Source organism: Sphingobium sp. B2D3C (assembly GCF_025961835.1).
In the GTDB taxonomy this organism is placed as follows: domain Bacteria; phylum Pseudomonadota; class Alphaproteobacteria; order Sphingomonadales; family Sphingomonadaceae; genus Sphingobium.
In genome coordinates this window covers 3332676-3356864 of the sequence record NZ_JAOQOK010000001.1, presented here as the reverse complement: position 1 = coordinate 3356864, position 24189 = coordinate 3332676, and the positions used below count along the sequence as shown (strand labels likewise).

Sequence of the window (24189 nt, the reverse complement as noted above, 5' to 3'; positions counted from 1 at the left end):
GTTTCCCATTTCCCGCGCCCGATTGCCGCTCTACCCCCTTCTGCCTGAATGGGCCATGAGCGCCCCTTTCCGCCCGGTGAAAAAACAGCATTTCGCTTCCGTTCGTCGCCCCCTTTTCCTATAGGCTGGGGCATGACGGACAATAGCAATACGACCCCCGCTCAGAACGCAAATGATTATGGTGCCGACAGCATCAAGGTGCTGAAGGGCCTGGATGCCGTGCGCAAGCGCCCCGGCATGTACATCGGCGATACCGATGACGGCTCCGGCCTGCATCACATGGTCTTCGAGGTGAGCGACAACGCCATTGACGAGGCGCTGGCCGGACATTGCGATCTGGTGCTGATCGAGCTGAACCCGGACGGCTCCGTTTCGGTCGAGGATAATGGTCGCGGCATCCCGACGGACATTCACCGCGAGGAAGGCGTTTCGGCGGCCGAGGTCATCATGACCCAGCTCCACGCCGGCGGGAAGTTCGAGAACACCTCCGACGACAATGCCTATAAGGTGTCCGGCGGCCTGCACGGCGTCGGCGTCTCTGTCGTCAATGCCCTGTCCGAGTGGCTGGAGCTGACCGTGTGGCGCGAGGGCAAGGAGCACTGGATGCGCTTCCGCTATGGCGATGCGGAAGGCCCGCTCGTCGTGCGCGGCGATGCGCCTGTGGTCGACGGCAAGCCCAAAAAGGGCACGCGCGTCACCTTCCTCGCCTCGACCGACACGTTCAAGAACGTCACCGAGTTCGATTTCGACAAGCTGGAGCATCGCTATCGCGAGCTTGCCTTCCTCAACTCAGGCGTGCGCATCCTGCTGCGCGACAAGCGCCATGAAGAGGTGAAGGAGCACGACCTGTTCTACGAGGGCGGCATCGCGGCCTTCGTGAAATATCTCGATCGCAACAAGAATGCGCTGATGCCCGACCCCATCGCCATCTCGGCGGACCGGGACGGCATCGGCATCGATGTCGCGCTGGAGTGGAACGACAGCTATTATGAGAACGTCCTCTGCTTTACCAACAACATCCCGCAGCGGGACGGCGGCACCCATCTGGCCGCCTTCCGCGCCGCGCTGACCCGCACGCTCAACAGCTATGGTGACAAGTCCGGCCTGCTCAAGAAGGAGAAGGTCAGCCTTACCGGTGAGGACATGCGCGAGGGGCTGACCGCCATCGTTTCGGTCAAGCTGCCCGATCCCAAGTTCAGCAGCCAGACCAAGGACAAGCTGGTCTCCTCCGAGGTGCGCCAGCCGCTTGAGAGCCTGATGGCCGACAAGATGCAGGAGTGGCTGGAGGAAAATCCCGGCCACGCCAAGTCGATCATCCAGAAGGTGGTCGATGCCGCCGCCGCGCGCGAGGCCGCCAAGAAGGCCCGCGAACTGACGCGCCGCAAGGGCGTGATGGACATCGCCTCCCTGCCCGGCAAGCTCGCTGACTGTCAGGAGCGCGACCCCGCCAAGTCCGAACTGTTCCTCGTCGAGGGCGATTCGGCCGGTGGCTCCGCCAAGCAGGGCCGCGACCGGCATTTCCAGGCGATCCTGCCCCTGCGCGGCAAGATCCTCAATGTCGAGCGGGCCCGGTTCGACCGGATGCTGGCCAGCCGCGAGATCGGCACGCTCATCCAGGCGATGGGCACCGGCATTCGCGACGACTTCAATCTCGAGAAGCTGCGCTACCACAAGATCGTCATCATGACGGACGCCGACGTGGACGGCGCCCACATCCGCACGCTGCTGCTGACCTTCTTCTACCGGCAGATGCCGCAGATCATCGAGGCCGGCCATCTCTACATCGCCCAGCCGCCGCTCTACAAAGCCACGCGCGGGCGCAGCGAAGTCTACTTGAAGGACGAAGCCGCGCTCGACCAGTATCTGGTCGACAATGGCGTCGATACGCTGGTGCTGGAGACGGAAACCGGCACCCGCTCGGGTCAGGACCTGCGTGACCTCATCGACCATGCCCGGCGCAGCCGCGCGCTGATGCGCTATGTGCCGCGTCGCTATGACGGTGCGATCGTCGAGGCGCTGGCGCTGGCGGGCGCGCTGGCCTTCGATCTCTCTGATGATGCCCGCGCGCAGGCGCTCGCCCGCGCGGCGGAATGGCTGGACCGGACCGACGAGGAAGGCCGCTGGACCGGCCGCCTCTCGGCCGAGGGCGGCTATCATCTCGAGCGGCTGGTGCGCGGCGTGACCGATCACCACATCATCGAGCCGGCCTTCCTCAATTCCGCCGAAGCCCGCAAGCTGGACACGCTGACCAAGGAGCAGGCGAGCCTCTACGCCAGCCCAAGCCATCTGCTCGCCGCGCGCGCTGCCGCCGCGCAGGCGCAGGCCGAGAGCGAGGCAGAGGACAGCGACGGCGAAGAGAGCGCCCCGCCCGCCGCCACGCAGGCGCGCGGCGTGCGGATCACCCGCCCGTCCGAGCTGCTCGACGCCGTACTGGCCGCCGGCCGCAAGGGCCTGGCGATCCAGCGCTACAAGGGCCTTGGCGAAATGAACGCCGACCAGCTGTGGGAAACCACGCTCGACCCCAATGTGCGATCGATGCTGCGCGTGGAGATCGAGCAGGCGGACGTCGCCGACGAGATCTTCACGCGCCTGATGGGCGACATCGTCGAACCGCGCCGCGAGTTCATCCAGGACAACGCCCTCAACGTCGCCAATCTCGACGTTTGAGGGATCCTCACTAACCAGCTTGGAATGAGGCACCCTCGGTCCGCTCGATATCGAGTCGGCTGAGGGCACCCATCAATGCGCCGCGCCCGGATCGACGGCCCTTTTCGGCCGGGGCGCAAACCATACCGCTGCGGCAGCGAACACGAAGGCGGCTGCGGACAGCAGGAACATGTGGTTGATCGCCACCGTCAGGCTTTCCTGCTGGACGGTCTGCTCGATCACCCCGCGCACCTGATCCAGCGAAAAGCCGGCGCCTTGCAGCGCCTCGCGCGTCGCCTCGCTGTTCATCGCGCCGACCATCTCGCTGCGCGCGGTCACGGCATTATTGGCCCACATGGTCGTCGCGACGGAGGTGCCGATGGCACCCGCCATCGTGCGCAGGAAGCTCATCACGCCCGCCGCCGATGCGGTCTCGTCCGGGTCCACCGCCGAGAGCGCGATCGTGGTGAGCGGAATGAAGAAGAAGGGCATGCCGATGCCTTGCATCAGCTGCGGGAAGGCCAGCGTCCAGAAGTCCGCACCCGACGTCCAGTGTGCGCGCAGCAGCGACGTGAGCCCGAGCCACAGGATGCCGAATGTCACCAGAATGCGCGGATCGACCTTGTTGGTGAGCTTGCCGACGATGGGCGACATGATGACGGCAGCCACGCCCATGAAGGCGGTTACGTAGCCAGCGTCGGTGGCAGTGTAGCCAAGGTCGGTCTGCAGCCATTGCGGAATGAGCACAACCGCCGAGAACATCGTCCCGAAGGCAAGCGACAGGCTGAGCACCGCCGCCGAAAAGCCGCGATGCCGGAACACCCGCAGATTGACGATCGGCTGCGCCTCAGTCAGCTCCCAGGCGAGGAACAGCGCGAAGCCGATCAGCGCGATGATCGCCAGGGTTACGATCTTGCTGTCCCCGAACCAGTCATGCTCGCGGCCAATGTCGAGGATGATCTGCAACGCACCGATCCACAGGATCAGCAGTGCCAGACCGATCGTGTCGACACGCATCTTCTCGGTCTTCGTTTCGGCGCGGCTCAGGAAGCGCACGGCGCCATAAGCGCAGAGCGCGGCGACCGGCACGTTGATGAAGAAGATCCAGTGCCAGGACCAGCTATCGCTGATCGTGCCGCCCAGGATGGGGCCGAGGATCGGCGCGATCACGGTGGTCATCGCCCACAGACCCATTGCCTGCCCCTGCAGATGCTTGGGGAAGATGCGCATCAGCAGGGTCTGGCTAAGCGGCATCAGCGGCCCGCCGCACAGCCCTTGGCCGATGCGGAAGGCGACCAGCATCCCGAGGCTACTCGACAGGCCGCAGAGCACCGAGAAGATGCCAAAGCCGATCATGCCGAAGGTGAAGGTACGCACGGTACCGAAGCGCCCCGCCAGCCAGCCGGTCAACGGCACGCAGATCGCTTCCGCCACCGCATAGGAGGTGATGATCCACGTCCCCTGCGAGGAGGAGATGCCGAGCGAGCCGGCGATATGCGCCACGGAGACATTGGCGATGGTCGTATCCAGCACGACCATGAAATTGCTGAGCGCGAGCACGGCGCCGGCAATCACCAGCGCAGCGCCCGAGAGCGGCGTGAAATCGTCCGCCTTGCTGGCCATGCCTGTGCCCTTCCCTATCCGGTCGCGCTCACTGCGCCGATGTATCGACCTCGGCGGTCATCGAAAGCCCGACCCGCAGCGGATGCGCGGCCAGCTCCTTGGCATCGAGCGCGACGCGCACCGGCAGGCGCTGCACCACCTTGATCCAGTTGCCGGTCGCGTTCTGGGCGGGGATCAGCGCGAAAGCCGATCCGGTGCCACCCGAAAAGCCGACGACACGGCCATGATATTCGACGCTGCTGCCATAGAGATCGGACACCAGCGTCACCGGCTGGCCCGGCTTCACCTTGGTGAGCTGGCTTTCCTTGAAATTGGCGTCGACATACACCTGACCGACCGGGACCACGCGCATCACCGTCGCGCCCGGCGCGATGCGCTGGCCCACCTGCACGGTCCGGTTGGCGATAACGCCATCAATGGGCGCGCGGATGACGGTTCGCTCAAGATCGAGCTCGGCCTGACGCACCTTTGCTTTGGCGGCGAGCACATCCGGATTGGTCTCAACCGTGCTGCCCTGGATCAACGCATCGTTGGCGGCGAGATTGCCGGCCGCGACGCCGCGCGAGGCGCTGGCCTGCGCCATGGCGGCCTTGGCCTGCTCCAGCGCGGCACGCGCGCTGGCCAGCGCATTGGTCGCCGCTGTCAGCTCATCACCGGAGACTGCGCCATTGGCGGAGAGCGCCTTGCGCCGACCGTAATCGACCTGCGCCTTCTCGAACGAGGCCTGCGCCGCGACGAGTTGGGCCTTCGTGCTGCGGATGTCCGCGCCCCGGGCGAGAACCTGATCGGACAGCGCGTTACTTGTCGCGCTCGCCTGCCCGAACTGGCGGCGCGCCTTGGCCAGCTCGGCCTGCGCGGTCGCCAGGGCAATCTGCGCATCGCGATCATCTAGACGGACCAGGATATCGCCCGCCTTCACGCTGTCCGTGTCCGTCTTGAGCACGGCGGCGACTTGCCCGCCGACCATGGGGGTGATCTGCGCGGTATCTGCGCCGACATAGGCATTGTCGGTCTCGACATAATGGCTGCCAATGGCGGCATACCATCCGCCATAGCCAATGCCCGCCAGCAGAACCGCGCCGGCAATGGCGAGCAAGGCCGTCTTGCGCCGACTGCGGGAGGGCGCAGCGTCCGACGTTTGCGTTGCAGTAGCCGCGGGGAAGTGAGGGTCAGCTTCAGCCATGGGTAGCATCCTTGGTGGGCATCATGTGGGCAGCCGTGCCCGTATCGGTAAATCCGCCGCCGAGCGCGCGGACGAGCGCGACGTCGAGCGTGAAGGCGCGCGCCTGAAGATCGGCCACGATGCGCTTGGCCTGCAGCGCACGGTCCTGCGCGGTCAGCACATCGAGGAAGGTCGAGAGCCCGCCCTCGTAACGCTGCGTGGCAATCGCGTACGCCGCTTCGAAATCCGCGAGCGACTTGCGCGATTGCTCAAGCTGAACGGCAAGCGCGCGCTGGCTGACGACGGCATCTGCGACGGCGCGATAGGCGTCGGTCACTGTCCGGTCGTAGCTCGCAACGGCCTCGTCATAGCCGGCGCGGGCGCCTTTATACTGCCCTTGCAGCGCGCCGCCGCGAAAGATCGGTAGCGTGATCGCCGGACCAACGCTGCCATAGTCGGAGCCGCTCTTGAACAGGTTGGATAGCCCGAGCGACTGAAAGCCGAAGATCGCGGACAGGTTGATAGCCGGATAGAAATCGGCGCGGGCAACCTTGATACGGCTTGCCTCGGCCTCCACCCGCACCCGCGCGGCGGCAATGTCGGGCCGGCGGCCGACCAGATCGGTCGTGACATTCTCGGGAATGCCCCGCGCCGCGATGGTCACGGCCGGAGGCATGATCGCCAGACCGCGATCGGGGCCGGCGCCGAGCAGGGCTGCCAGCCGGTTGCGAGCCAGCCCGATCTGCTCATCCGTCGCGGCGAGATCGCTGCGGGCGGCGGGCACGGCGGCGCTGGCCTGCTTGAGCTCTGCCTGGGTATCGAGGCCGGAGGTCACGCGATCGCTCACCAGGCCCTGCGTCTTCTCGCGCACTTCCAGCGCCGTCTGCAGCACCGCCCGCTGCGCGAACAGCCGCGCCAGATCGGCATAGGCATCCGCAACATTGGTGGAGAGCATCAGCGCCGCCTGCTGATAATCGAGCTGCGCCGCCTCGGCATCCGAGCGGGCAGCGGCATAGGCCGCGCGATTGCGCCCCCAGAGGTCAAGATCGAAACCGAGCGCGGCGTGGACATTGCCCGAGCTGTTCCAGCCCTGCGGCACGAAGGCCGGCGGAATGCCGTTGTTATAGCTTTGCTTGGCAGCGGAGCCGCCGGCCGACACATCGAGCGACGGCAGGCGGGCCGCGCCGGACTGCTGGGCGATCGCCTCGGCCCGGCGGACGCGCGCTAGCGCAACCGCGAGATCGGGCGATCCGGCCAGCGCCTCCTGAATCAGCCCGTCGAGCTGCGGGTCGCCATAGCTGGCCCACCAATCCGCCTTGACCCAAGGCGCGCCCGGGGCGGTCGGAGTCAGGCTCTGGCTCGCCGCGTAATGATCGGCCGGCGCGATCGCCGGTGCCGGCCCCATATGAGGGACGGTCGCGCAGCCGGGGAGAGCCAGCATCGCGAGCAGGGCACCAGCGCGTCGAGACAGGAAAGTCGTGTCCATGAGTCGAAAAACCGTACTGTTGGGTACAGTCAGCGCTCTGATCCTCATCGACGGGCTTGTCAACAGAAAACTGTACTGTATAGTACGGTTATGGAGCAGGATACTGAAACACTCCCCGTCACCCGCCGGGAAAGCCGCAAGCAGGACCGTCGGCAGGCCATTGTCGACGCTGCGCGCACCTCGTTTCTGGAGCATGGTTATGCCGGCACGTCGATGTCCGGCCTGCTCAAGACGCTCGGCGGCTCCAAAGCGACTTTGTGGGGCTATTTTCGATCCAAGGAAGACCTGTTCGCCGCAGTCGTTGAGGAAGTCAGCCTGCAGTTTCGCGCCGAGATTCAGGACGTGCTGGCAACGAAAGCCGATCTTGAGTGCACGCTCATCGCCTTCTGTCGCGCCTTCCTGCGCAAGATCACGTCGCCGGACGGCCAAGCCACTTGGCGGCTGGTCGTTGCGGAGAGTGGGCGCTTTCCCGAGGTCGGCAAGATTTTCCACGAGCGGGCTGCGCGGCCCGTCCAAGGCGCATTGCAGGCTTTCTTTGCCCGGCAGGTCGCCAGCGGCGCGCTGATCGAGGAAGACCCCGCAGTCATGGTGGAAGCCCTGATGGGCCTTTGCATCGGCCAGCACATGCGGGCGATCTGGGGATTCGAGCGACTGAACGACGCCGAGATTGACGTCTATGCACTCCGTTTCACGCACATCTTCATGCGGGCCTACGCGCGGGGCGCCTGAGATCGCAGGCGCATCGTCGCCCCCGCGTAGCCCGCCGCCTCATTGTCTCCAACACATCCTCTCCTATGTGCAGAAGACAGGAGAAATTCGATGCGCATCGGGACAGTCAAGGAAATCAAGAACCACGAATATCGTGTCGGTCTCACCCCGGAGAGCGTGCGGGAACTGGTGGCGCACGGCCATGAAGTCTGGGTCGAACAGGCCGCGGGTCTAGGCATCGGCAGCAGCGATGAGGATTATCGCGCCGCCGGAGCGATCATCCAGCCCGATGCGCGGACGGTGTTCGAGCAGTGCGAGATGATCGTCAAGGTGAAGGAGCCGCAGGCCGAGGAACGCGCGATGCTTCGGCCCGGGCAGATCCTCTACACCTATCTCCATCTCGCCCCCGATGCCGCCCAGACTGCCGATCTCGTTCGCTCCGGCGTGACGGCCATCGCCTATGAAACGGTAACCGGTCCGCAGGGCACGCTGCCCTTGCTCAAACCGATGAGCCAGGTGGCCGGGCGGATGAGCATACAGGCCGGCGCGACCGCGCTTGAGAAGGCGCATGGCGGGCGCGGCGTTCTGCTCGGCGGCGTGCCAGGCGTTCTGCCGGCGAAGGTGGTCATTCTCGGGGGCGGCGTGGTCGGCTTCAATGCCGCGCAGATGGCCACAGGATTGGGCGCCGACGTGACGATTCTCGACCGCAATCCGGATGTTCTGGAGCGCCTCGGCACCCACTTCGAGGGGCGCGCGAAGACTCGCTTCTCCAGCCGGGCCGCGCTAGCGGAAAGCCTTGTCGATGCGGATCTGGTGATCGGCGCGGTGCTGGTACCCGGTGCCACTGCGCCGAAGCTGGTCTCACGCGACATGCTCTCGTCCATGAAGAGCGGCGCGGTGCTTGTCGATGTCGCGATCGATCAGGGCGGCTGTTTCGAGACCAGCCGGCCCACCACTCATGCCGAGCCGACCTTCATCGTGGACGGCATCGTGCATTATTGCGTCGCCAACATGCCCGGCGCCGTCGCGCGGACGAGCACCTACGCGCTGAACAACGTCACCCTGCCCCATGCGCTCAGCATCGCCGATCTCGGCTGGCGCGCCGCGCTTGCCCGCGACCCGCATCTGGCCAGTGGCCTCAATGTCCATGCCGGCAAGGTCACCTGCCCCGCCGTCGCGGAGGCGCTGGGTTATGAGGTGGAGCCGGTGAAGGCCGTGCTCGGGCTCTAGATCCCGGAAACGGTCGGCCCCTCGCCAAAGGGCATCAGCGGGCTGACGCCCAGCACATCGGCCAGCGGTCTGCCATCGCTGAGCCGCCGGAACAGCGCATAGGCAATCCAGCGGGCGCGACCATCGACATTCGGCGCGCCGCGCCCTGCCAGATGATCGCTGATCCGAACAGTGCGCGTCTCCAGCGAGATGCGCGTCAGCCTGGTCCGGTTCTCCACCCCGACATGAGCGTGCTGCGCCGAAAAGGCGATGATCTCGCCCGGCGCGATCAGCACCGGCGTGCCCTGGGCCGCATCGATGGGGACGAGCGGGCGCGGCGCCATGCGACCGCGATCGGCTGAGGCGCTGCCGGTGCGGCGCCGGGCCAACGCCTCGGCGAGATCGAAATCGGCGCTGTCATTGGGGATCGGCCGATCGAACAGCTCGGGCAGAAACGCGAAGGTCCGCCCGCTTGTGATCGGCCAGACCGGCGCCCACCAGTTGACCTGCGCCGCCAGATTGGTGCCCCAGCTATCGCGATGAAAGCCGACCGTCGCCGTGCTGCGCGCGCTGTGCGGCTGGTTATCCGCCGGCACGGGCGGCTGGAAGCGCAGCAGCAACCGGTCCCGCGCCACGTCGTCAGCCTGCAATCCCACCGCCTCGAACAGCGCGCGCCATAAGTGCTTGGCTTGCGCATCATTGGAGAAGGCGCGCTGCACGGCGTCGAGCGTCTCGGCCAGCGCCACCCTGCCCAGCGCCTCGTGAATGCGCTCCGGATCGTGGGGGGCGAGGTGCTGCTCCACGAAGGCGCGCGCATGATCCGCCAGCGCGCGCATCGCCGGAAGTGTCCTGAAGCGGACGATATCGCCGCGATAGAGCTGGTCATGCAGCGCATCGACCGACACCGCCGGGGCCGCGTAGATATCCGCCGCTGCGGCCATGCTCAGTCCCGCACCTGCCGGCCTTCGATGGGATAGGCCGGATCGGTATAGCCATGGGTGGAGGCATAACCGGGGGCCACCAGCCCGTCGGCAAAGGCCTCGTCCTCGGGGCCCATCGGTACGCTCAGCGCATCGAGATAGGCATCCCACTGCGCCTCGGTGCGCGGGCCGGCAATCGCGGCGCTGACGAAGCGGTTGCGCAGCACCCAGGCGAGCGCAAAGGCGACGGTGCTCACCCCCTTGGCAGCGGCATGGGCATTCACCGCCTCGGCAATGGCCAGCGATTCGGTGCGCCACTCGGTTTGCTTGAGACGGATGTCGCCCCGCGCGGCGCGAGAGTCCGCCGGCGGCGGCCCATCACCGGCATATTTGCCGCTCAGCACCCCCCGGGCCAGCGGGCTGTAGGGCACCACGCCCAGGCCATAATGGCCAGCGGCGGGCATCTGCTCCACCTCAACGAGGCGATCGACCATATTATACAGCGGCTGACTGGCAATCGGCCGATCCATGCCAATGGCGTCCGCCGCGCGGCAGATCTCGGCAATGCGCCAGCCGCGAAAGTTCGACACGCCATAATAACGCAGCTTCCCCTGCGCGATCAGATCGTCAATCGCCCGCAGCCCTTCCTCGAAGGGCGCATGCGGATCGGCCTTATGAAAATAGAGCAGGTCGATATAGTCGGTGCCCAGCCGCTTGAGGCTCGCCTCGACATCCTGCACGATCCATTTGCGCGATTGCCCGCCCTCATTCGGCCCCTTCCCGAAGGCATGGCCAAATTTGGTGGCGACGACCCAATGATGCCGGTGGTCGCGGATCGCCCGGCCCACCACTTCCTCAGATTGGCCGCCATTATAGCCATCGGCGGTGTCGAGAAAATTGATGTCCTGGTCGCGCGCCTTGTGGATGATCCGCGTCGCCGTGGGCTCATCCGTCGCGTCGCCGAACATCATGGTGCCAAGGCAAAGTGGCGAGACCTTGAGGGCGCTGCGCCCCAGATAGCGATAGTCCATAGTCCCTCTCCTCTCCCTCCTGACACGATCGTGCGATTGGCAATCGCTATCATGCTAAGCAATCGCCGTCAGCCTTGAGGACAGCGCATCCATTCAAATTTCCATCTTCGGCCATTAGCCTCCGCTCGATGATGCCCGGCAAGGGCGCATAGAACGGAGGGAGAGTGCGATGCGTGATGCAATTATAGCTGTAGGCCTGCTGGCCATGGCCGGACTGAGCGGGGCGAGCCTCGCGGAGACGCCAAAGGCGCCGCTCACCGTCGAGCAACGGCTGCAGCGGGTTGAGGATGAACTGGCGATCCGGCGCATCATCGTCGATTATGCCGCCACACAGGATGCCCGCGACTATACCGCCTATGCGAACCTGTTTGCCACTGATGGCGAATGGGCGAACGGCAAGGCCGTCCACAAGGGGCGCGCGGCAATCCGGCAGTTGCTCGTCAACCTCTATGGCACGCCGCCCGCGGGCTTCGTGAACAACGAGAACTATCACCTCACGTCCAACATCCAGATCGACATCGACGGTGACCGGGCGACTGCGCACTCGCGCCACCTGCTCATCTGGCGCGGCCCGAATGGCGAGCCGGTGCCGGCGCTCGCGGGCCGCTATGAGGACGAATTCATCCGCGAGAATGGCGAATGGAAAATCCGGCGCCGCGTCGATTATCCGGTGATGCCCACCGCCGAGGAATGGAAGAAGGTCGTCCGCGCGCGCCAGGCCGCGCAATGATCGCGTTGCGCCCCATCGCTGCCATCGCGCTGCTCGCCGGCGCCGCTCTTCCGGCCAGCGCCCAGCGCGACGAAACCGCCGATCGGGCCGCCATCCACGCGCTGCTCGTCGCTTATGGCAGCACGCTCGACGCGCGCGACTTCGCGGGGTTCGGGCGACTGTTCGGTAAGGATGGCGTCTATGCCGCGGGCGGTGGCGCAGAAGCGCGGGGGCCGGCTGCCGGCGAAATGATGCGCAAGGTCTTCGCCGGCAATGCCATGGGCTTTGCAGAGCCGAATTATCACCTGTTCTTCAACGAGGTCGTGACCTTCACCGGCGCGGACAGCGCGAGGGCGACATCCATGTCGCTCTACGTCGTGCCGGATGAGCGGAACCGGCCCACGCCCATGCTTATGGCCGCCTATGAGGACGATCTGGTCCGCGAAGACGGCCGCTGGGTTTTCGCGCGCCGGTCTGTGAAGGGGCTCATGCCTGCGCGCCGACCTTAGCGGAGCTGGGGCGGCGCAGGAGGAAGCTGCCGTTCCTCGCGGAAAAGCAAATGTTCATCGCAATCCTATTGTCAATATAATCGATTGAGTTAAGTTAGTGCCTCCGACCCGGCAAAACAGGAGGAACGGCCGATGTCTACACCCACGCCCCATTCCGCTGCCCAGAGCGGGGATGACCCCCATGGCAGCGCGCTCTCTCTGATCCGGCAGCATCTTGACCGCCTCAAATTCGGCGCCGTGCATTTGACTGTGCACGAAGGCCGCCTCGTCCAGATCGAGGTAACCGAGAAGACCAGGCTGACCGCCTGACCCTTTCCGTCGGGCCGCTGACCGCCCGCACCGATAACAGACCCATAGCATGATGCTGACCGGACCACTGGAGGCATCCCTTTTCCAAACAAGGGGATTTCACCATGGTCAACAGACCACTTCTTTCGTTGAGCGCGCTCGCCGCAGCTCTTCTCTTTCATGGCACTGCACAAGCGGATGAAACCGCGGGCGCAGCGCCCGCTACCGGCTCCCGCAGCACGGCCGTAGCGCATGAAGACCGCAGCGCCCCGCAGGATATTGTCGTGACAGCGCGCCGGCGCTCCGAAACCTCGCAGGAAATTCCGATTGCCGTCTCCGTCGTCGGCGGCGCCCAGCTCGACAGCACCGGGGCCTTCAATGTCGGCCGTCTCCAGCAGCTTGCGCCGACGCTGCAATTCTATTCGTCCAACCCGCGCAACACGGCCGTGAACATCCGCGGCATCGGCGTGCCCTTCGGCCTCACCAGCGACGGCTTCGAGCAGGGGGTCGGCATCTATGTGGATGACGTCTATTACTCGCGGGTCGCCTCAGCCACCTTCGACTTTCTCGACGTCGCGCAGATCGAAGTGCTGCGCGGACCGCAGGGCACGCTTTACGGCAAGAACACCACAGCCGGGGCGATCAATATCACCACCAATCAGCCGACCTTCGACTTTGAGGGCAAGGCGGAGGTCAGCGTGGGCAGCCTGAACTTCAAGCAGGCCAAGGCCGCCATTTCCGGCCCGCTCTCGGACACGCTGGCTGCGCGCATCGCCGTCTCCAGCACCAGCCGGCGCGGCACGATCTACAATGTCACAACCGACCGGTGGATTCAGAGTCAGGACAATATCGGCCTGCGCGGACAGTTGCTCTGGAAGCCCACCGACACCTTCAGCGCCACCCTTGTGGGCGACTATAGCGAGCAGGATGCGGCGTGCTGCGGCTCGGTGTTCGTGCGCACGGGCGCCACCCAGCGCCCGCTCAATCGCCAGTTCGCCGCCTTGGCTGCCGCGCAGAACTACGCGCCACCCAGCCTGAATGGCTTTGACCGCCTGACCGATCTCGATGCCAGCCTCAATGCCGGCAACGTCATCGGCGGCGTCGCCCTGCGGTTGAAGTGGGATGTCGGCCCCGGCACGCTCACCTCCGTAACGGCCTGGCGCAGCTGGAACTGGAAGCCGGAGAACGACCGCGATTTCACCGGCCTGCCGATCGTCACGCTCTCGCAGAACCCCTCCCAGCAGGATCAGTACACGCAGGAGCTGCGCTATAATTACAGCGGCAAGCAGTTCGATTTCGTCCTGGGCGCCTTTGCCTTCAATCAGCGGATCGACACGCAGGGAACCGAGCAGCATGGTTCGGCATCGAGCCGCTGGACGCTGAACCCGACCAGTGCGCTCGCCAGCAACCCGGCGGTGCTGAACGGGCTGACCGCGCGCAACACGCAATATCTCAAGAGCACCAGCCTGGCGCTGTTCGGCCAGCTGGCCTGGAAGGCCACCGACGCGCTGACCATCCAGCCGGGCCTGCGCCTCAACTATGACAAGAAGGAAGGCTTCTATCAGCGCCGCGTCTTCGATGGGCAGGGTGTGGAAATCTACGCGACGGACACGGGCACTGTGCGTGCGGCGCAGCTCGGTGTCTTTACCCCGCAGCTCAGCGCGCCGGAGGCCAGCGACTGGAACTTCAGCTACGACCTCACAGTGAGCTACCGCGTCGCCCCGGACATCCTGACCTATGCAACCTATGCCAAGACGTTCAAGACCGTCGGCATCAACCAGAACGGCCTGCCCACCGATGCCGCCGGCAATCCGATCCTTGCCGCCGGGCAGATCCGGCCCGAGCAGGTCCAGCATTTCGAGGCCGGCATCAAGGCGCAGTTCTGGGATCGCCGCGCGACGCTCAACGTCTCGGCCTTCCGCACCGACATCAAGGACTATCAGGCCACGGTGAACAACGGCCAATTCGGGGTGCTACGCGGTTACCTCGCCAATGCCGACAAGGTCCGCTCGCAAGGCGTGGAGGTCGACTTCTCGGTGCGCCCGAGCCAGCGCTTCAATGCCTATGTGAATGGCGCCTACACGGATGCCACCTATCGGCGCTTCGTCGACGCGCCCTGCCCGCCGGAGCTTTCGGGCGGCACGGCGGCCGGAAGCAATGCGCCGAGCGTGCCGGGCACGCCCGGTGGCTTCAGCCCGGCCAATTGCGACATCTCCGGCCAGCGCCTGCCGGGCGTCTCCAAATGGGCGCTCTCCTTTGGCGCGGAGGGCAATGTGCCGGCCACGCTGCTGGGCCAGACCGGCGAGGTGTATCTCGGCTATGACGGCAGTTATCGCTCCAACTTCTCGTCCAACGCCTCACCCTCGGCTTACACCTGGATCGACGGCTACAGCCTGTCGAACGTCCGGCTCGGCTTCCGGACGGATGCCGGCCTCGACATCTTCGGATGGGTGCGAAATGCCTTTAACGAGAATTATTACGAGCAGCTGTTCGTCGGCCCCGGCAATACCGGCCTGATCGCCGGCCTGCCCGGCGACCCGCGCACCTGGGGCGCGACGGTGAAGGTCTCCTTCTGAAGACATGCGGGCGGGGGACTAAAATCTCCCGCCCTAATGCGCGCCCGCCCCCCCGTTCGTGTCGAGCGAAGTCGAGACACGGAAGCACAGCGCTGGGCGTGTCTCGACGACTTCGCTCGACACGAACGGGAGGTAGAACGAGATTTGGTCCGCGGCTTTCGGAGGGAGTGCCGCTCACCCCCCCGCCAGCTGCGCCCCAGTCGACCAATTACCGTGCAACCCCTGCCGGATACGCACCGGTAGCTTAGCCCGGGCGATCGGCCCTTCATCGACATGCTGGGCATCGAAGAAGCACAGCTCCGAATAATTGGTCACGTGATTGTCGACCAGCGCGATGACATAGCCATCGCCTTCCGGAGCATCCGCCGATTTCGGAACGAAGCAGGGCTCCTGGATGCCACATTGCGGCCCGGGCCACCAGCTCTTGGTGCTCCCGGTCGCCAGATCGATATGAGCAAGGCTGTTGATCATGCCGACGAACGGACCGCCCGGCCCTTCATAGGGTTTCTCGCGATCCATCACGAGCATCCAGCCATGACGATAGGCCTGCGTGGCATAGCGGTCATCGATCCGGGGAAACTCGTCGGCGAGATTGGTCAGCTTCTCGATGCTCTCGAACTCGTCGCTGTTGGACGCCATGTCGACGCTCCAGCGGCTGAGATAGCCCAGGCCCGCAATCGGATCGAACGGCGCGCCATGAATATCCGGGAAGAAGGGGAAGCTGTTGTTGGCCGCCACCGGATGATCGAAGTAGATCCGCGTGCCCTCGTTGAAGGCATTCATCACATGCCCCACGAAGCAGTTGGATGGCGCCTTGAACCAACGCATGTCCGCGGCCGTGGCGCCGGCCTGCCGGGGTAGCACGGCAAGCCAGACCGGCTGGGTGGTATCGAACCCGAAATAGGGCAGGCGCTTTTCCAGCCGCTCCATGCTGGTGAGCAGCGGCATGACCGAGAACACCGCATAATCTTCCGTCACGCCGAAATCGTGCATCATGCACAGATACTTGTTCTGGAAGGGAATCTCGAACAGCAGCTCGCCGGTTGGCGAGATTTCCATATAGCTCATGTCATGGGTCATCGGCCCTTTGGACATGTAGGAGAAGGCGCACATATTGCCGGTGGCCGGATCAATCTTCGGGTGGGCGCAGAAGGTCTTGCTGTCGATCCGCCCACCGAAATCGGTATAGCCATGCGTCTCCAGCGTGTTCGGGTCCATGAGCAGGCAGGGGCTGTCCTCCTTCATGGCGTAGAGCTTGCCGGCATGGACCAGCACATTGGTGTTGGCGGTGCCGCGAATCTGCCCTTCGACGCTCGGATCGTCGGTCAGGTGATTGCGGTACATGCCGAACAGCGACTTGCCGGCCTTGTTCTCCAGCTTCCATTTGTCGGTCTGCGCATAACGCTGGCGGAAATCGACCTTGCCATCTTTGACCCGGAACATGCTGACCATGCCGTCGCCATTGAAGAACTGGTCGTCCTCGAATTTGGGCGCGAACTGATTGTCCGGGTGGACGCGGTGGAAGGCGCCATCCAGATCGGCGGGGATTTCCCCCTCGATTTCGACGTCGTGAATGTCGCCCTGCAAACGGAGCGGGCGAAGTGTACCGGTGAAACCGAACGTGTTGGGGAAATGGGCCATGCGTCGCTCTCCTCGATTCTCTCTCTCTCGCGCCTGATCTACAGGCCCGCGCATCTGCAGAAATTGATCGAGCGCAACACGCGCCTGGATCATCTCGTCGCCTGATTGGACAGGCTGGCAACCGCGCCCTCGCAGCCCTGTTTTTTGCGAAACAGCTCGTTAACCAGGCTCCGCTAGTGTCTCAGCGCGCATCGTCGCGCGGACGGGGAACCTGCAATCATGCGGCATGTGATCGCTTTTGGCTCGGTAGTGGCGCTGCTGACGCTGGCCGGCTGTGGGGGTGGCGGTGGCGCGCTCAACTCGACGCCCACACCCGCGCCGGCTCCCACACCGACTCCGACCCCGGCACCCACGCCCGCGCCGACACCCAGCACAGTCAATTACGACACCAGCGAATACCGCAATTCCTCCGGCCTGCCTTATCACGGCGCGATTACTGCCTATCAGGCGGGCGCCAGCGGCGCGGGTGTGACGGTGGGCGTGGTGGACAGCGGCCTCTCGGATCCGACCGGCGAGTTCACCGGCCGGATCAGCGCCGCCTCCGCCAACTTTGCCGGCAACAGCAGCTACACGGATGTGGAGGGCCATGGCACGGCAGTCTCGGCAGTGCTGGCCGCCGGACGCAACAACCGGCGCGTGATGGGCATGGCCTGGGGCGCGACCGTGATGGCGCTGCGAACCGACGACCAGTCCGACTGCGACGCCAATGGATGCAAGCACAGCACCACGGCCATCGCCAACGCGATCGACCATGCCCGGATCAATGGCGCGCGGATCATCAACGTCTCGCTCGGGGGCGGCGCGGCTCCCAATTATCTGCTGCAGGCGGTGAAGCGCGCCACCCAAGCCGGCATCATCATCGTCATTTCCGCCGGCAATAACGAGGACGGCCAGCCCATGATGGCCGCGCCGGACGAGCTGGCGCAATCCTTTGCCAACCCGGCCTATAGCAATGGCCTCGTGATCATCGCGCCATCGGTGAACAGCAACGATACGGTGAGCAGCTTCTCGGCCGGTGTCGCCGGCTTCGAGAGCGTGAGCATCGCCGCGCTCGGCAGTCGCGTCCTGTCCTTCGATCACACCGGCACTGACTATCTCTACTCCGGCACATCGTTTGCAGCGCCGCAGGTGGCCGGCGCCGCTGCGCTGCTGGCGGATGCCTTCCCCAATCTCACCAGCGCGCAGATCGTTGCGTTGCTCAAGAACAGCGCGCGCGATGTCGGCGCGCCGGGCGCCGATGCGCGCTATGGCGTGGGCATCCTGGATATCGCCAAGGCGTTCCAGCCGGTCGGCACGCTCAGCATGGCTGGCACACAGATCGCGCTCTCACCCCTTTCGACCAGCACACTGTCCGCACCGATGGGCGACGCCACGCCTGCCGCGCTGGATGCGGTTGCGCTGGACGATTATCAGCGCGCCTATCGCGTAGACCTGACCCCGCGCTTCGCCCGCCCTGCACCGCGCCGTGCGTTCGCCGCTGCGCTCGACACCACCCAGCGCCATCTCAACGTCGGGACGCAGTCGCTCAGCCTCTCGCTCAATCTCCGCCCGACAGTTGAGGCGACCACCACGCGCGATCCGTTTGCGTTCCGTCAGTCAGACGAGGCCCGCACCCGGCTGCTCTCCGGCACGCTGAGCGCGCAGATCGCACCCCAGGCGCGCATGATGCTGGGCTTGCGGACGAGCATCGCCGCGTTGGAACAGCGCCTCGCCGGCCGTGCCGGCCCCAGCTTCCTGATGGCGGATCATGGCTTCGATGCCGATCAGGCCGACCGGCAGGCGCAAGCTGCCCTCACCGTCTCGCAGCAGCTGTCACCGGCGCTGACCATCATCGGCGGGTTCGAGCGGGGCGATATGCAACGTGCCGCTCTCGCGGATGCCGAGCAGTGGCGCGCCACGCCCTATCATGCAGCGTCGCTCTCGCTCGACTATCAGCGCGGGGCGATCGGCCTCACTGCCGGGACGACGATGCTGGACGAACAGGCAACGCTGCTCGGCGCCCGCTTCTCCGCCAATTTCGGGGCGCAGTCAGCGCGCAGCCTGTTTACGCGGCTGGGTGCGCGCGCCGACTTGCCCGGTGCCATCCGCCTCTCCGCCAACTGGCAGCGGGGCTGGTCTCGTGCCGCCGCGGGCGGAACCTTGCGCGAGGGCGGGTCGCTGGTCAGCCAAAGCTGGTCGGCCGATCTGGCCCGTGGCGATCTCTTCGCGCCCGGCGATCTGCTGGGCCTGCGCATCGCGCAACCGCTGCGCGTCATCGCCAGCCGCTTCACACTTATCGTCCCGCAGGCCTGGGACTGGGAGCAGGAAATCGCGACGGACGCGCGCGTACCGCTCAACCTTGTGCCGCGCGGCCGCCAGCGCGATTATGAGCTGAGCTATGGGCGCGGCATCGGCCCCGGCTGGCTGGGCGCCAACCTCTTCCTGCGCGAGCAGGGCAGCAACATCGCGGCCATACCCAATGAACTGGGCATGGCCCTGCGTTGGTCGGTAGGGTTCTGAGGCTCGACTGCTGCCGAGGTTCAGGACAGGAAGCTGGCCATGCGCTGCTGAAGCAGCTTGATCAGTGCCGGGTCCATGAATGCGTACTCGTCGGGGATATTCAGGCAGACGATCCGCCGCCCGTTCAATATCCGCCGGAAGCGTTGTTGAATCTTGGCGCGGTGAACGCGCTCCATCACGACGATCAGGTCGGCCCAGTCCACCAATTCGCCGGTCAGCGGGTTTTCGGCATTCTGATTCGTGCCCGCAGAGCTGACTTCCATGTCGCCGCGCTCAGCGAAAATCTGCTCTGCCGTCGGGCTGCGCAGCCGGTTCTGGCTGCACACGAACAGGATGCGGCGCGCCTTCAGACGGTGAAGCTTTCGCCGCAGCCGCAGGCGCCCTTGGCGTTGGGATTGTTGAACACGAAGCCGGCGGTGAAATCGTCTTCCACCCAGTCCATGGTCGAGCCGATGAGGTAGAGCACCGAGGCGGCATCGATGAAGAACAGGCCGCCGGGCGTCTCGATGCGCTCATCGAACGGCGCGACCTCGCTCACATAGTCGACGGAATAGGCCAGCCCCGAGCAGCCCCGGCGCGGCGTGGAGAGCTTGACGCCCATCGTGCCCTCAGGCGCCTTGGCCATCAGGTCCGCGACGCGCTGCTCGGCGGCCGGCGTCAGCGTAACGGCGGCAGGCAGAGGGCGCTTGGTGGTGGTCGTGGTCATCAGTCTCACTCTCACTCAATGTCCGTGCAGTCTTCAAAAGAAGAACCCTTCGACAAGCTCAGGGCGAACGGACAAGAATTGTTCCCAACTCGCCAAAAGGTCTCCTTTTGGCGAAGCGTTACAGCATCCCCAGTTCCAGCTTGGCTTCGTCGCTCATCTTCTGCGGGTCCCATGGCGGGTCCCACACGAGGTTGACGTCCACCAGCCCGACGCCGGGCACCGATCCCACGCGCATTTCCACTTCGCCGGGCATCGATTCCGCGACCGGGCAATGCGGCGTCGTGAGCGTCATGGTCACGGCGACATGATTGTCCTCGCCCACCTCGACCCCGTAGATCAGCCCCAGATCGTAGATGTTCACGGGGATTTCCGGATCGAAGATGCTCTTGAGCGCATCGATCACCGCATCATAGGTCGCGCCGCCCGGCTCGCCGGCGGGCGCATCGCTGGGCTTCTGGGCGAGAAAGCCCTCCAGATAGTCGCGCTTGCGGGCGACCTTGTCCGAGGCGTTTTCCGCAACGCCGGAAGCATCCTCCACCACATCGCTCACGCGAGCGCGCGGCGGCGGGGCGACGCCTTCGACTTCCTCGGTCCTGATTCTGCTCTCGTCATTCATCCGAATATCGTCCTGACCCGATCGAGGCCACGCAGCAGCGCCTCGATATCGCTTTCATCATTGTAAATCCCGAAGCTGGCCCTCGCCGTCGCCTCGACGCCGAGATGCGCCATGAGCGGCTGCGCGCAGTGATGGCCCGCGCGGATCGCCACGCCGCTCTCATCCAAGATAGTGCCGATGTCGTGGGGATGAACCCCCTCCATCACGAAAGAGACGATTCCCGCCGCATCCTCCGGCCCGAGCAGGCGGATGGTGTTGATGCCGCGCAACGCCTCACGCGTGCGTGCGACCAGCGCATCCTCATGGGCAGCCATGCGATCGAGCCCGATCGCCTCGACATAATCGATTGCCGCCGCCAGCCCGATCGTCTCGATGATCGCGGGCGTGCCTGCCTCGAACCGCGCCGGAGGCGGCGCATAGGTCGTGCGCGCAAAAGTCACCTTGTCGATCATCGCGCCGCCGCCATGATAAGGCGGCATGGCCCCCAGAATCTCGCCGCGCGCCCAGAGCACGCCGATGCCGGTCGGGCCATAAAGCTTGTGGCCGGAGAAGAGATAGAAGTCGCAGCCCAGCGCCTGCACGTCGATGGCGAGCCGTGGCGCGGCCTGACAACCATCGACCAGCAGCAGCGCCCCGGCGCCATGGGCAATCTCCGCCACGCGCCGCACGTCCAGCACGCTGCCGAGCACATTGGAGACATGCGCAAGTGCCACGAGCTTGTGCTCCGGGCGGATCATTGCCGCCATGGCATCCAGATCGATGCGGCCATCCGGCGTCAGCGGCACGACGTCGATTTGCGCGCCGGTCCGCTCGGCAATCAACTGCCAGGGCACGATATTGCTGTGATGCTCCAGCGTCGAGAGCAGGATACAGTCGCCGGCCTTGAGATTGGCGCCGCCCCAGCTCTGCGCGACGAGATTGATCCCCTCGGTCGCGCCGCGCACGAAGACGATCTCATTCTCGCTCGGCGCGTTGATAAAGCGCGCCACGCGACGGCGCGCGGCCTCGAAAGCCAGCGTCATGTCCGCCGACCGCGCGTAGACGCCGCGATGGACCGTCGCATAGTCCGCGCCCATTGCCCGCACCGTGGCGTCGATCACCACCTGCGGCTTCTGTGCCGTGGCGGCGGTATCGAGATAGTGCCAGGGCTTGCCGTCAACGGTGACGAGGCCGGGGAAATCGGCGCGACGGCTGAGGAGCGCGTTCATGGTTGCGGCGGAGGGTGTCTCGACTTCGCTCGACACGAACGGGGTCTTGGTCGTCATCACGCTGACATCTCCGAACAGAGCGCGCGAGCGCGAACCCGAGGCCGGAATAACCCGATCACGCCCACCCTCCCGTTCGTGTCGAGCGAAGTCGAGACACGCCCAGCACCGTCCCTTCCCGTGCTCCTGCGAAGGCAGGAGCCCAGGGCGGCAAGGGCAGTCGGTTGCGCCCTAGACCCCTGCCTTCGCAGGAGCACGGGGGCGGCAGAAGCCAGCGAACCGTTCAGAAGAGCAGCACGCACCATCATCCCAGCGCCTCCAACCGGGCCCGCGCCACCGTTCCGAACCGCTCGCGCTCGGCCTCGTCGGCCATGTCGTCGAACAGCCCGGCGATGAAGGCTTCGAGCAGCAGCGCCTTGGCGCTCGCCGGATCGATCCCGCGCGAGGCCATGTAGAACAAGGCAGCGGCATCGAGCTGGCCGATGCTGGCGCCATGGGCGCACTTCACGTCATCGGCGAAGATCTCCAGCTCCGGCTTGGCATTGGCCGTGGCGGTACGGCCGAGCAGCATCGCCTTGAAGCTCTGCGCGGCATCGGTCTTCTGTGCATCGCGCGCGACGCGGATCTGCCCGAGATAATTGGTCGTCGCCTTGCCCGCCGCGATCGCCCGCACGGTCTGCGCACTGGTCGCTTCCGGCTCGGCATGGTTGAGCGTCGTCACCAGCTCGATGGTCTGCGACGCGCCACCGATCAACGCCGCCTTCAGCTCGAAATGCGCATGGCGCGCCAGCGTCACGTCGAAGGTGACCCGCCCCAGCGTGCCGCCGCTGTTCAGCAGATGGACGTTGAGCGTCCCGCCCGCGCCGATCTCGACCAGATGATCGCGCACGATGCTCTCGCCGTCCGTGCCATCCTGCAGCAGCGCCAGCGTGCGCACTTCGCCGGGCGCGACGACGATCCGCTCGGGCGCGCCCACGGGCCAGACCTGCGCCACGGCATCGAGGTCGCTATAGCGCCAGGCCTCGTCGCGGCGCGTGGGGAGCGTTGCCGGTGCCATCATGCGCCGCCTCCCGCACGCTCGATCGACAGATACTCGCGAATGCGCGCGACCAACGAGGGCCGGGCCTTGTCCACACAGGCGCGCACCTCGTCCTGCGTCGCCTTGCCATTGCGCACGCATTGCGTCGTGGCCTTGCACAAGGCCGCGTCGAGCTTGCGCACGCCGGTCGATTCACTCAATCCGCAATGATATTTGCCCGCCGCGTCACGGGTCATGCCCACTTGGACGCCGCGCAGGCGCTGCGCGATGACGGTGATGTCCTCGGCAGCCGCACCCTCATTCGGTACCGGCGGCGCGGCGACGGCGCTCTGGGCAAGCACCAAGGCGGCAATCAGACTCATGCGGCGACCACCTCGGCATAGCCGTCCTTCTCCAGCGCCAGCGCCAGTTCCGGTCCGCCCGATTTCACGATGCGGCCCGCGGCAAGCACGTGCACGAAGTCCGGCTGCACATAATCGAGCAGGCGCTGATAATGGGTGATGAGCAGCACGGCCTTGTCCGGCGCGCGCATGATCGCGTTGATCCCTGCGCCCACGGTCTTGAGCGCATCGATATCGAGGCCGGAATCGGTCTCGTCGAGAATCGCCAGCTTCGGGTCCAATATGCCCATGTGGACCATCTCGGCGCGCTTCTTCTCGCCGCCGGAAAAGCCCACATTCACCGGGCGCTTGAGCATCTCCATGTCCATGCCGAGCAGCGCCGCCTTCTCGCGCGCCAGCCGCAGGAAATCGGCGGCGGACAGCGGCTCTTCCCCGCGGACGCGGCGCTGGCTGTTCAGCGCCTCGCGCAGGAACTGGACATTGGAAACGCCAGGAATCTCGACCGGATATTGGAAGCCGAGGAACAAGCCGGCGGCGGCGCGCTCATGCGGCTCCATGTCGAGCAGATCGGCGCCGTTGAACGAGACGCTGCCCTGCGTCGCTTCATAGCCGGGCCGGCCGCCAAGCGTATAGGCCAGCGTGGACTTGCCCGCGCCGTTCGGCCCCATGATCGCGTGGATTTCCCCCGCATTGATCGAGAGGCTGAGGCCCTTGAGGATGGCCTTGCCGTCGATTTCGGTGTGGAGATTGTCGATGATCAGCATCAGCGCGCGCCTTCCTGCTCGTGCTGGCGGATGAGCGTGCGGGCCGTCCAGAAGGCCATGTCGCGCACGTCGCCGGGGGCGGGGAACAGCGTGTCGATGTGCCGCTTGATCGGCATATAGGGCCACCAGTCGGCGCCCGGCTCCGGTGCGCCCTTCTCCAGCAGGCCCACGACGAACTCGCTCACCGGCCCCATGCGCGCGAGGTTGGGCGCCTTCGCCTTGTGGAACGCCTTGTCCGTCCGCAGCCGCTCGGTGAACGTCGCATCGCCCTTGGCCAGCGCCTCGCGGCACTGCGCCTGATAGGCATCGAGATCGCCGAAATCCTGGACGGCACGCGGCTGAAGCTCGCCCTCTTCCAGTTCATAATCCTCGGTCAGGATGCGGATGGCCGCCGTCCACGACTGGCCATTGCCGACATCTTCCGCGAAATCGGCGAGGGCATCCTGGATATCGTCTTCGTCGCTCAAAAGTCTCGTTCCTGTAAAAGCCCGCTCAGGGAGAGGGTGTTTAA

Annotated in this window: 22 protein-coding genes; 8 read left to right on the top strand and 14 right to left on the bottom strand. The window is 65.5% G+C overall.

Annotation, left to right across the window (positions count from 1 at the left end):
- Positions 1–132: 132 nt before the first annotated feature.
- Complete coding sequence (gene gyrB / locus M2339_RS15650) at positions 133–2667, top strand: DNA topoisomerase (ATP-hydrolyzing) subunit B (RefSeq protein ID WP_264588000.1); 2535 nt, start codon at positions 133–135, stop codon at positions 2665–2667.
- A 72-nt stretch (positions 2668–2739) separates the two neighbouring features.
- Here gyrB and M2339_RS15645 read toward each other — a convergent pair whose 3' ends face one another.
- Genes M2339_RS15645 through M2339_RS15635 form a run of 3 tightly spaced genes read right to left on the bottom strand, consistent with a single transcriptional unit; the run spans position 2740 to position 6917 of the window.
- The gene (locus M2339_RS15645) at positions 2740–4269 is read right to left on the bottom strand and encodes a DHA2 family efflux MFS transporter permease subunit (protein ID WP_264606461.1); all 1530 of its coding nucleotides are present in this window, start codon (positions 4267–4269) and stop codon (positions 2740–2742) included.
- A 28-nt stretch (positions 4270–4297) separates the two neighbouring features.
- A complete protein-coding gene (locus M2339_RS15640) occupies positions 4298–5452 on the bottom strand; it encodes an HlyD family efflux transporter periplasmic adaptor subunit (RefSeq protein WP_264588002.1) in 1155 nt (384 codons plus the stop codon).
- Positions 5445–6917, bottom strand: coding sequence for an efflux transporter outer membrane subunit (locus M2339_RS15635; protein WP_264588003.1), 1473 nt, complete (start codon positions 6915–6917; stop codon positions 5445–5447). The genes M2339_RS15640 and M2339_RS15635 overlap by 8 nt, the downstream gene beginning before the upstream one ends.
- Positions 6918–7007: 90 nt before the next feature.
- On the opposite strand from M2339_RS15635, the gene M2339_RS15630 reads away from it, so the two are divergent.
- A complete protein-coding gene (locus M2339_RS15630) occupies positions 7008–7646 on the top strand; it encodes a TetR/AcrR family transcriptional regulator (protein ID WP_264588004.1) in 639 nt (212 codons plus the stop codon).
- Between the two features lie 90 nt (positions 7647–7736).
- Positions 7737–8855, top strand: a complete 1119-nt coding sequence (gene ald, locus M2339_RS15625) for an alanine dehydrogenase (RefSeq protein WP_264588005.1) — start codon at positions 7737–7739, stop codon at positions 8853–8855.
- Here the strand turns inward: ald and M2339_RS15620 are convergent.
- Both M2339_RS15620 and M2339_RS15615 read right to left on the bottom strand, forming a co-directional pair.
- The gene (locus tag M2339_RS15620; protein ID WP_264588006.1) at positions 8852–9775 is read right to left on the bottom strand and encodes a hypothetical protein; all 924 of its coding nucleotides are present in this window, start codon (positions 9773–9775) and stop codon (positions 8852–8854) included. The two genes, ald and M2339_RS15620, sit on opposite strands and share 4 nt — an antisense overlap.
- Before the next feature lie 2 nt (positions 9776–9777).
- A complete protein-coding gene (locus M2339_RS15615; protein ID WP_264588007.1) occupies positions 9778–10785 on the bottom strand; it encodes an aldo/keto reductase in 1008 nt (335 codons plus the stop codon).
- Positions 10786–10954: 169 nt separating this feature from the next.
- Between M2339_RS15615 and M2339_RS15610 the strand changes: the two genes are divergently transcribed.
- From M2339_RS15610 to M2339_RS15595, 4 genes are all read left to right on the top strand, one after another.
- Positions 10955–11515, top strand: a complete 561-nt coding sequence (locus tag M2339_RS15610; RefSeq protein WP_264588008.1) for a nuclear transport factor 2 family protein — start codon at positions 10955–10957, stop codon at positions 11513–11515.
- Positions 11512–12003 carry a nuclear transport factor 2 family protein gene (locus tag M2339_RS15605; protein ID WP_181558419.1) on the top strand — a complete coding sequence of 164 codons (492 nt, stop codon included), beginning with the start codon at positions 11512–11514 and terminating at the stop codon, positions 12001–12003. Before M2339_RS15610 ends, M2339_RS15605 begins: the two co-directional genes overlap by 4 nt.
- A gap of 132 nt (positions 12004–12135) precedes the next feature.
- Positions 12136–12312: a YezD family protein gene (locus M2339_RS15600; protein WP_264571822.1), complete on the top strand. Its 177-nt coding sequence runs from the start codon at positions 12136–12138 to the stop codon at positions 12310–12312.
- A 104-nt stretch (positions 12313–12416) separates the two neighbouring features.
- Entirely contained in the window at positions 12417–14867 is a 2451-nt protein-coding gene (locus M2339_RS15595) for a TonB-dependent receptor (RefSeq protein ID WP_264588009.1), read from the top strand.
- A 174-nt stretch (positions 14868–15041) separates the two neighbouring features.
- On the opposite strand, the gene M2339_RS15590 is transcribed toward M2339_RS15595, so the two are convergent.
- Entirely contained in the window at positions 15042–16508 is a 1467-nt protein-coding gene (locus tag M2339_RS15590) for a carotenoid oxygenase family protein (RefSeq protein WP_264588010.1), read from the bottom strand.
- A gap of 219 nt (positions 16509–16727) precedes the next feature.
- Here M2339_RS15590 and M2339_RS15585 point away from each other — a divergent pair, with 219 nt between their 5' ends.
- A complete protein-coding gene (locus tag M2339_RS15585; RefSeq protein WP_264606460.1) occupies positions 16728–19007 on the top strand; it encodes a S8 family peptidase in 2280 nt (759 codons plus the stop codon).
- A gap of 20 nt (positions 19008–19027) precedes the next feature.
- On the opposite strand, the gene M2339_RS15580 is transcribed toward M2339_RS15585, so the two are convergent.
- The 8 genes from M2339_RS15580 to M2339_RS15545 all read right to left on the bottom strand — a co-directional run bounded on the left by M2339_RS15580 (position 19028) and on the right by M2339_RS15545 (position 24145).
- Positions 19028–19333: a low molecular weight protein tyrosine phosphatase family protein gene (locus M2339_RS15580; RefSeq protein WP_264606459.1), complete on the bottom strand. Its 306-nt coding sequence runs from the start codon at positions 19331–19333 to the stop codon at positions 19028–19030.
- A gap of 20 nt (positions 19334–19353) precedes the next feature.
- Positions 19354–19713, bottom strand: a complete 360-nt coding sequence (locus M2339_RS15575; RefSeq protein WP_181558414.1) for a HesB/IscA family protein — start codon at positions 19711–19713, stop codon at positions 19354–19356.
- A 118-nt stretch (positions 19714–19831) separates the two neighbouring features.
- Entirely contained in the window at positions 19832–20329 is a 498-nt protein-coding gene (locus M2339_RS15570; protein ID WP_181558413.1) for an SUF system Fe-S cluster assembly protein, read from the bottom strand.
- On the bottom strand, positions 20326–21537 hold the full coding sequence (locus tag M2339_RS15565) for a cysteine desulfurase (protein ID WP_264588402.1): 1212 nt from the start codon (positions 21535–21537) through the stop codon (positions 20326–20328). The genes M2339_RS15570 and M2339_RS15565 overlap by 4 nt, the downstream gene beginning before the upstream one ends.
- Before the next feature lie 301 nt (positions 21538–21838).
- Positions 21839–22591 carry a SufD family Fe-S cluster assembly protein gene (locus M2339_RS15560; protein ID WP_264588403.1) on the bottom strand — a complete coding sequence of 251 codons (753 nt, stop codon included), beginning with the start codon at positions 22589–22591 and terminating at the stop codon, positions 21839–21841.
- A complete protein-coding gene (locus tag M2339_RS15555) occupies positions 22591–22935 on the bottom strand; it encodes a hypothetical protein (RefSeq protein ID WP_264588012.1) in 345 nt (114 codons plus the stop codon). The genes M2339_RS15560 and M2339_RS15555 overlap by 1 nt, the downstream gene beginning before the upstream one ends.
- Positions 22932–23678 (bottom strand): Fe-S cluster assembly ATPase SufC, encoded by a 747-nt coding sequence (gene sufC, locus M2339_RS15550; RefSeq protein ID WP_264577202.1) that lies wholly within the window; start codon positions 23676–23678, stop codon positions 22932–22934. The genes M2339_RS15555 and sufC overlap by 4 nt, the downstream gene beginning before the upstream one ends.
- Complete coding sequence (locus M2339_RS15545) at positions 23678–24145, bottom strand: hypothetical protein (RefSeq protein WP_264571816.1); 468 nt, start codon at positions 24143–24145, stop codon at positions 23678–23680. The genes sufC and M2339_RS15545 overlap by 1 nt, the downstream gene beginning before the upstream one ends.
- Positions 24146–24189: the final 44 nt, after the last annotated feature.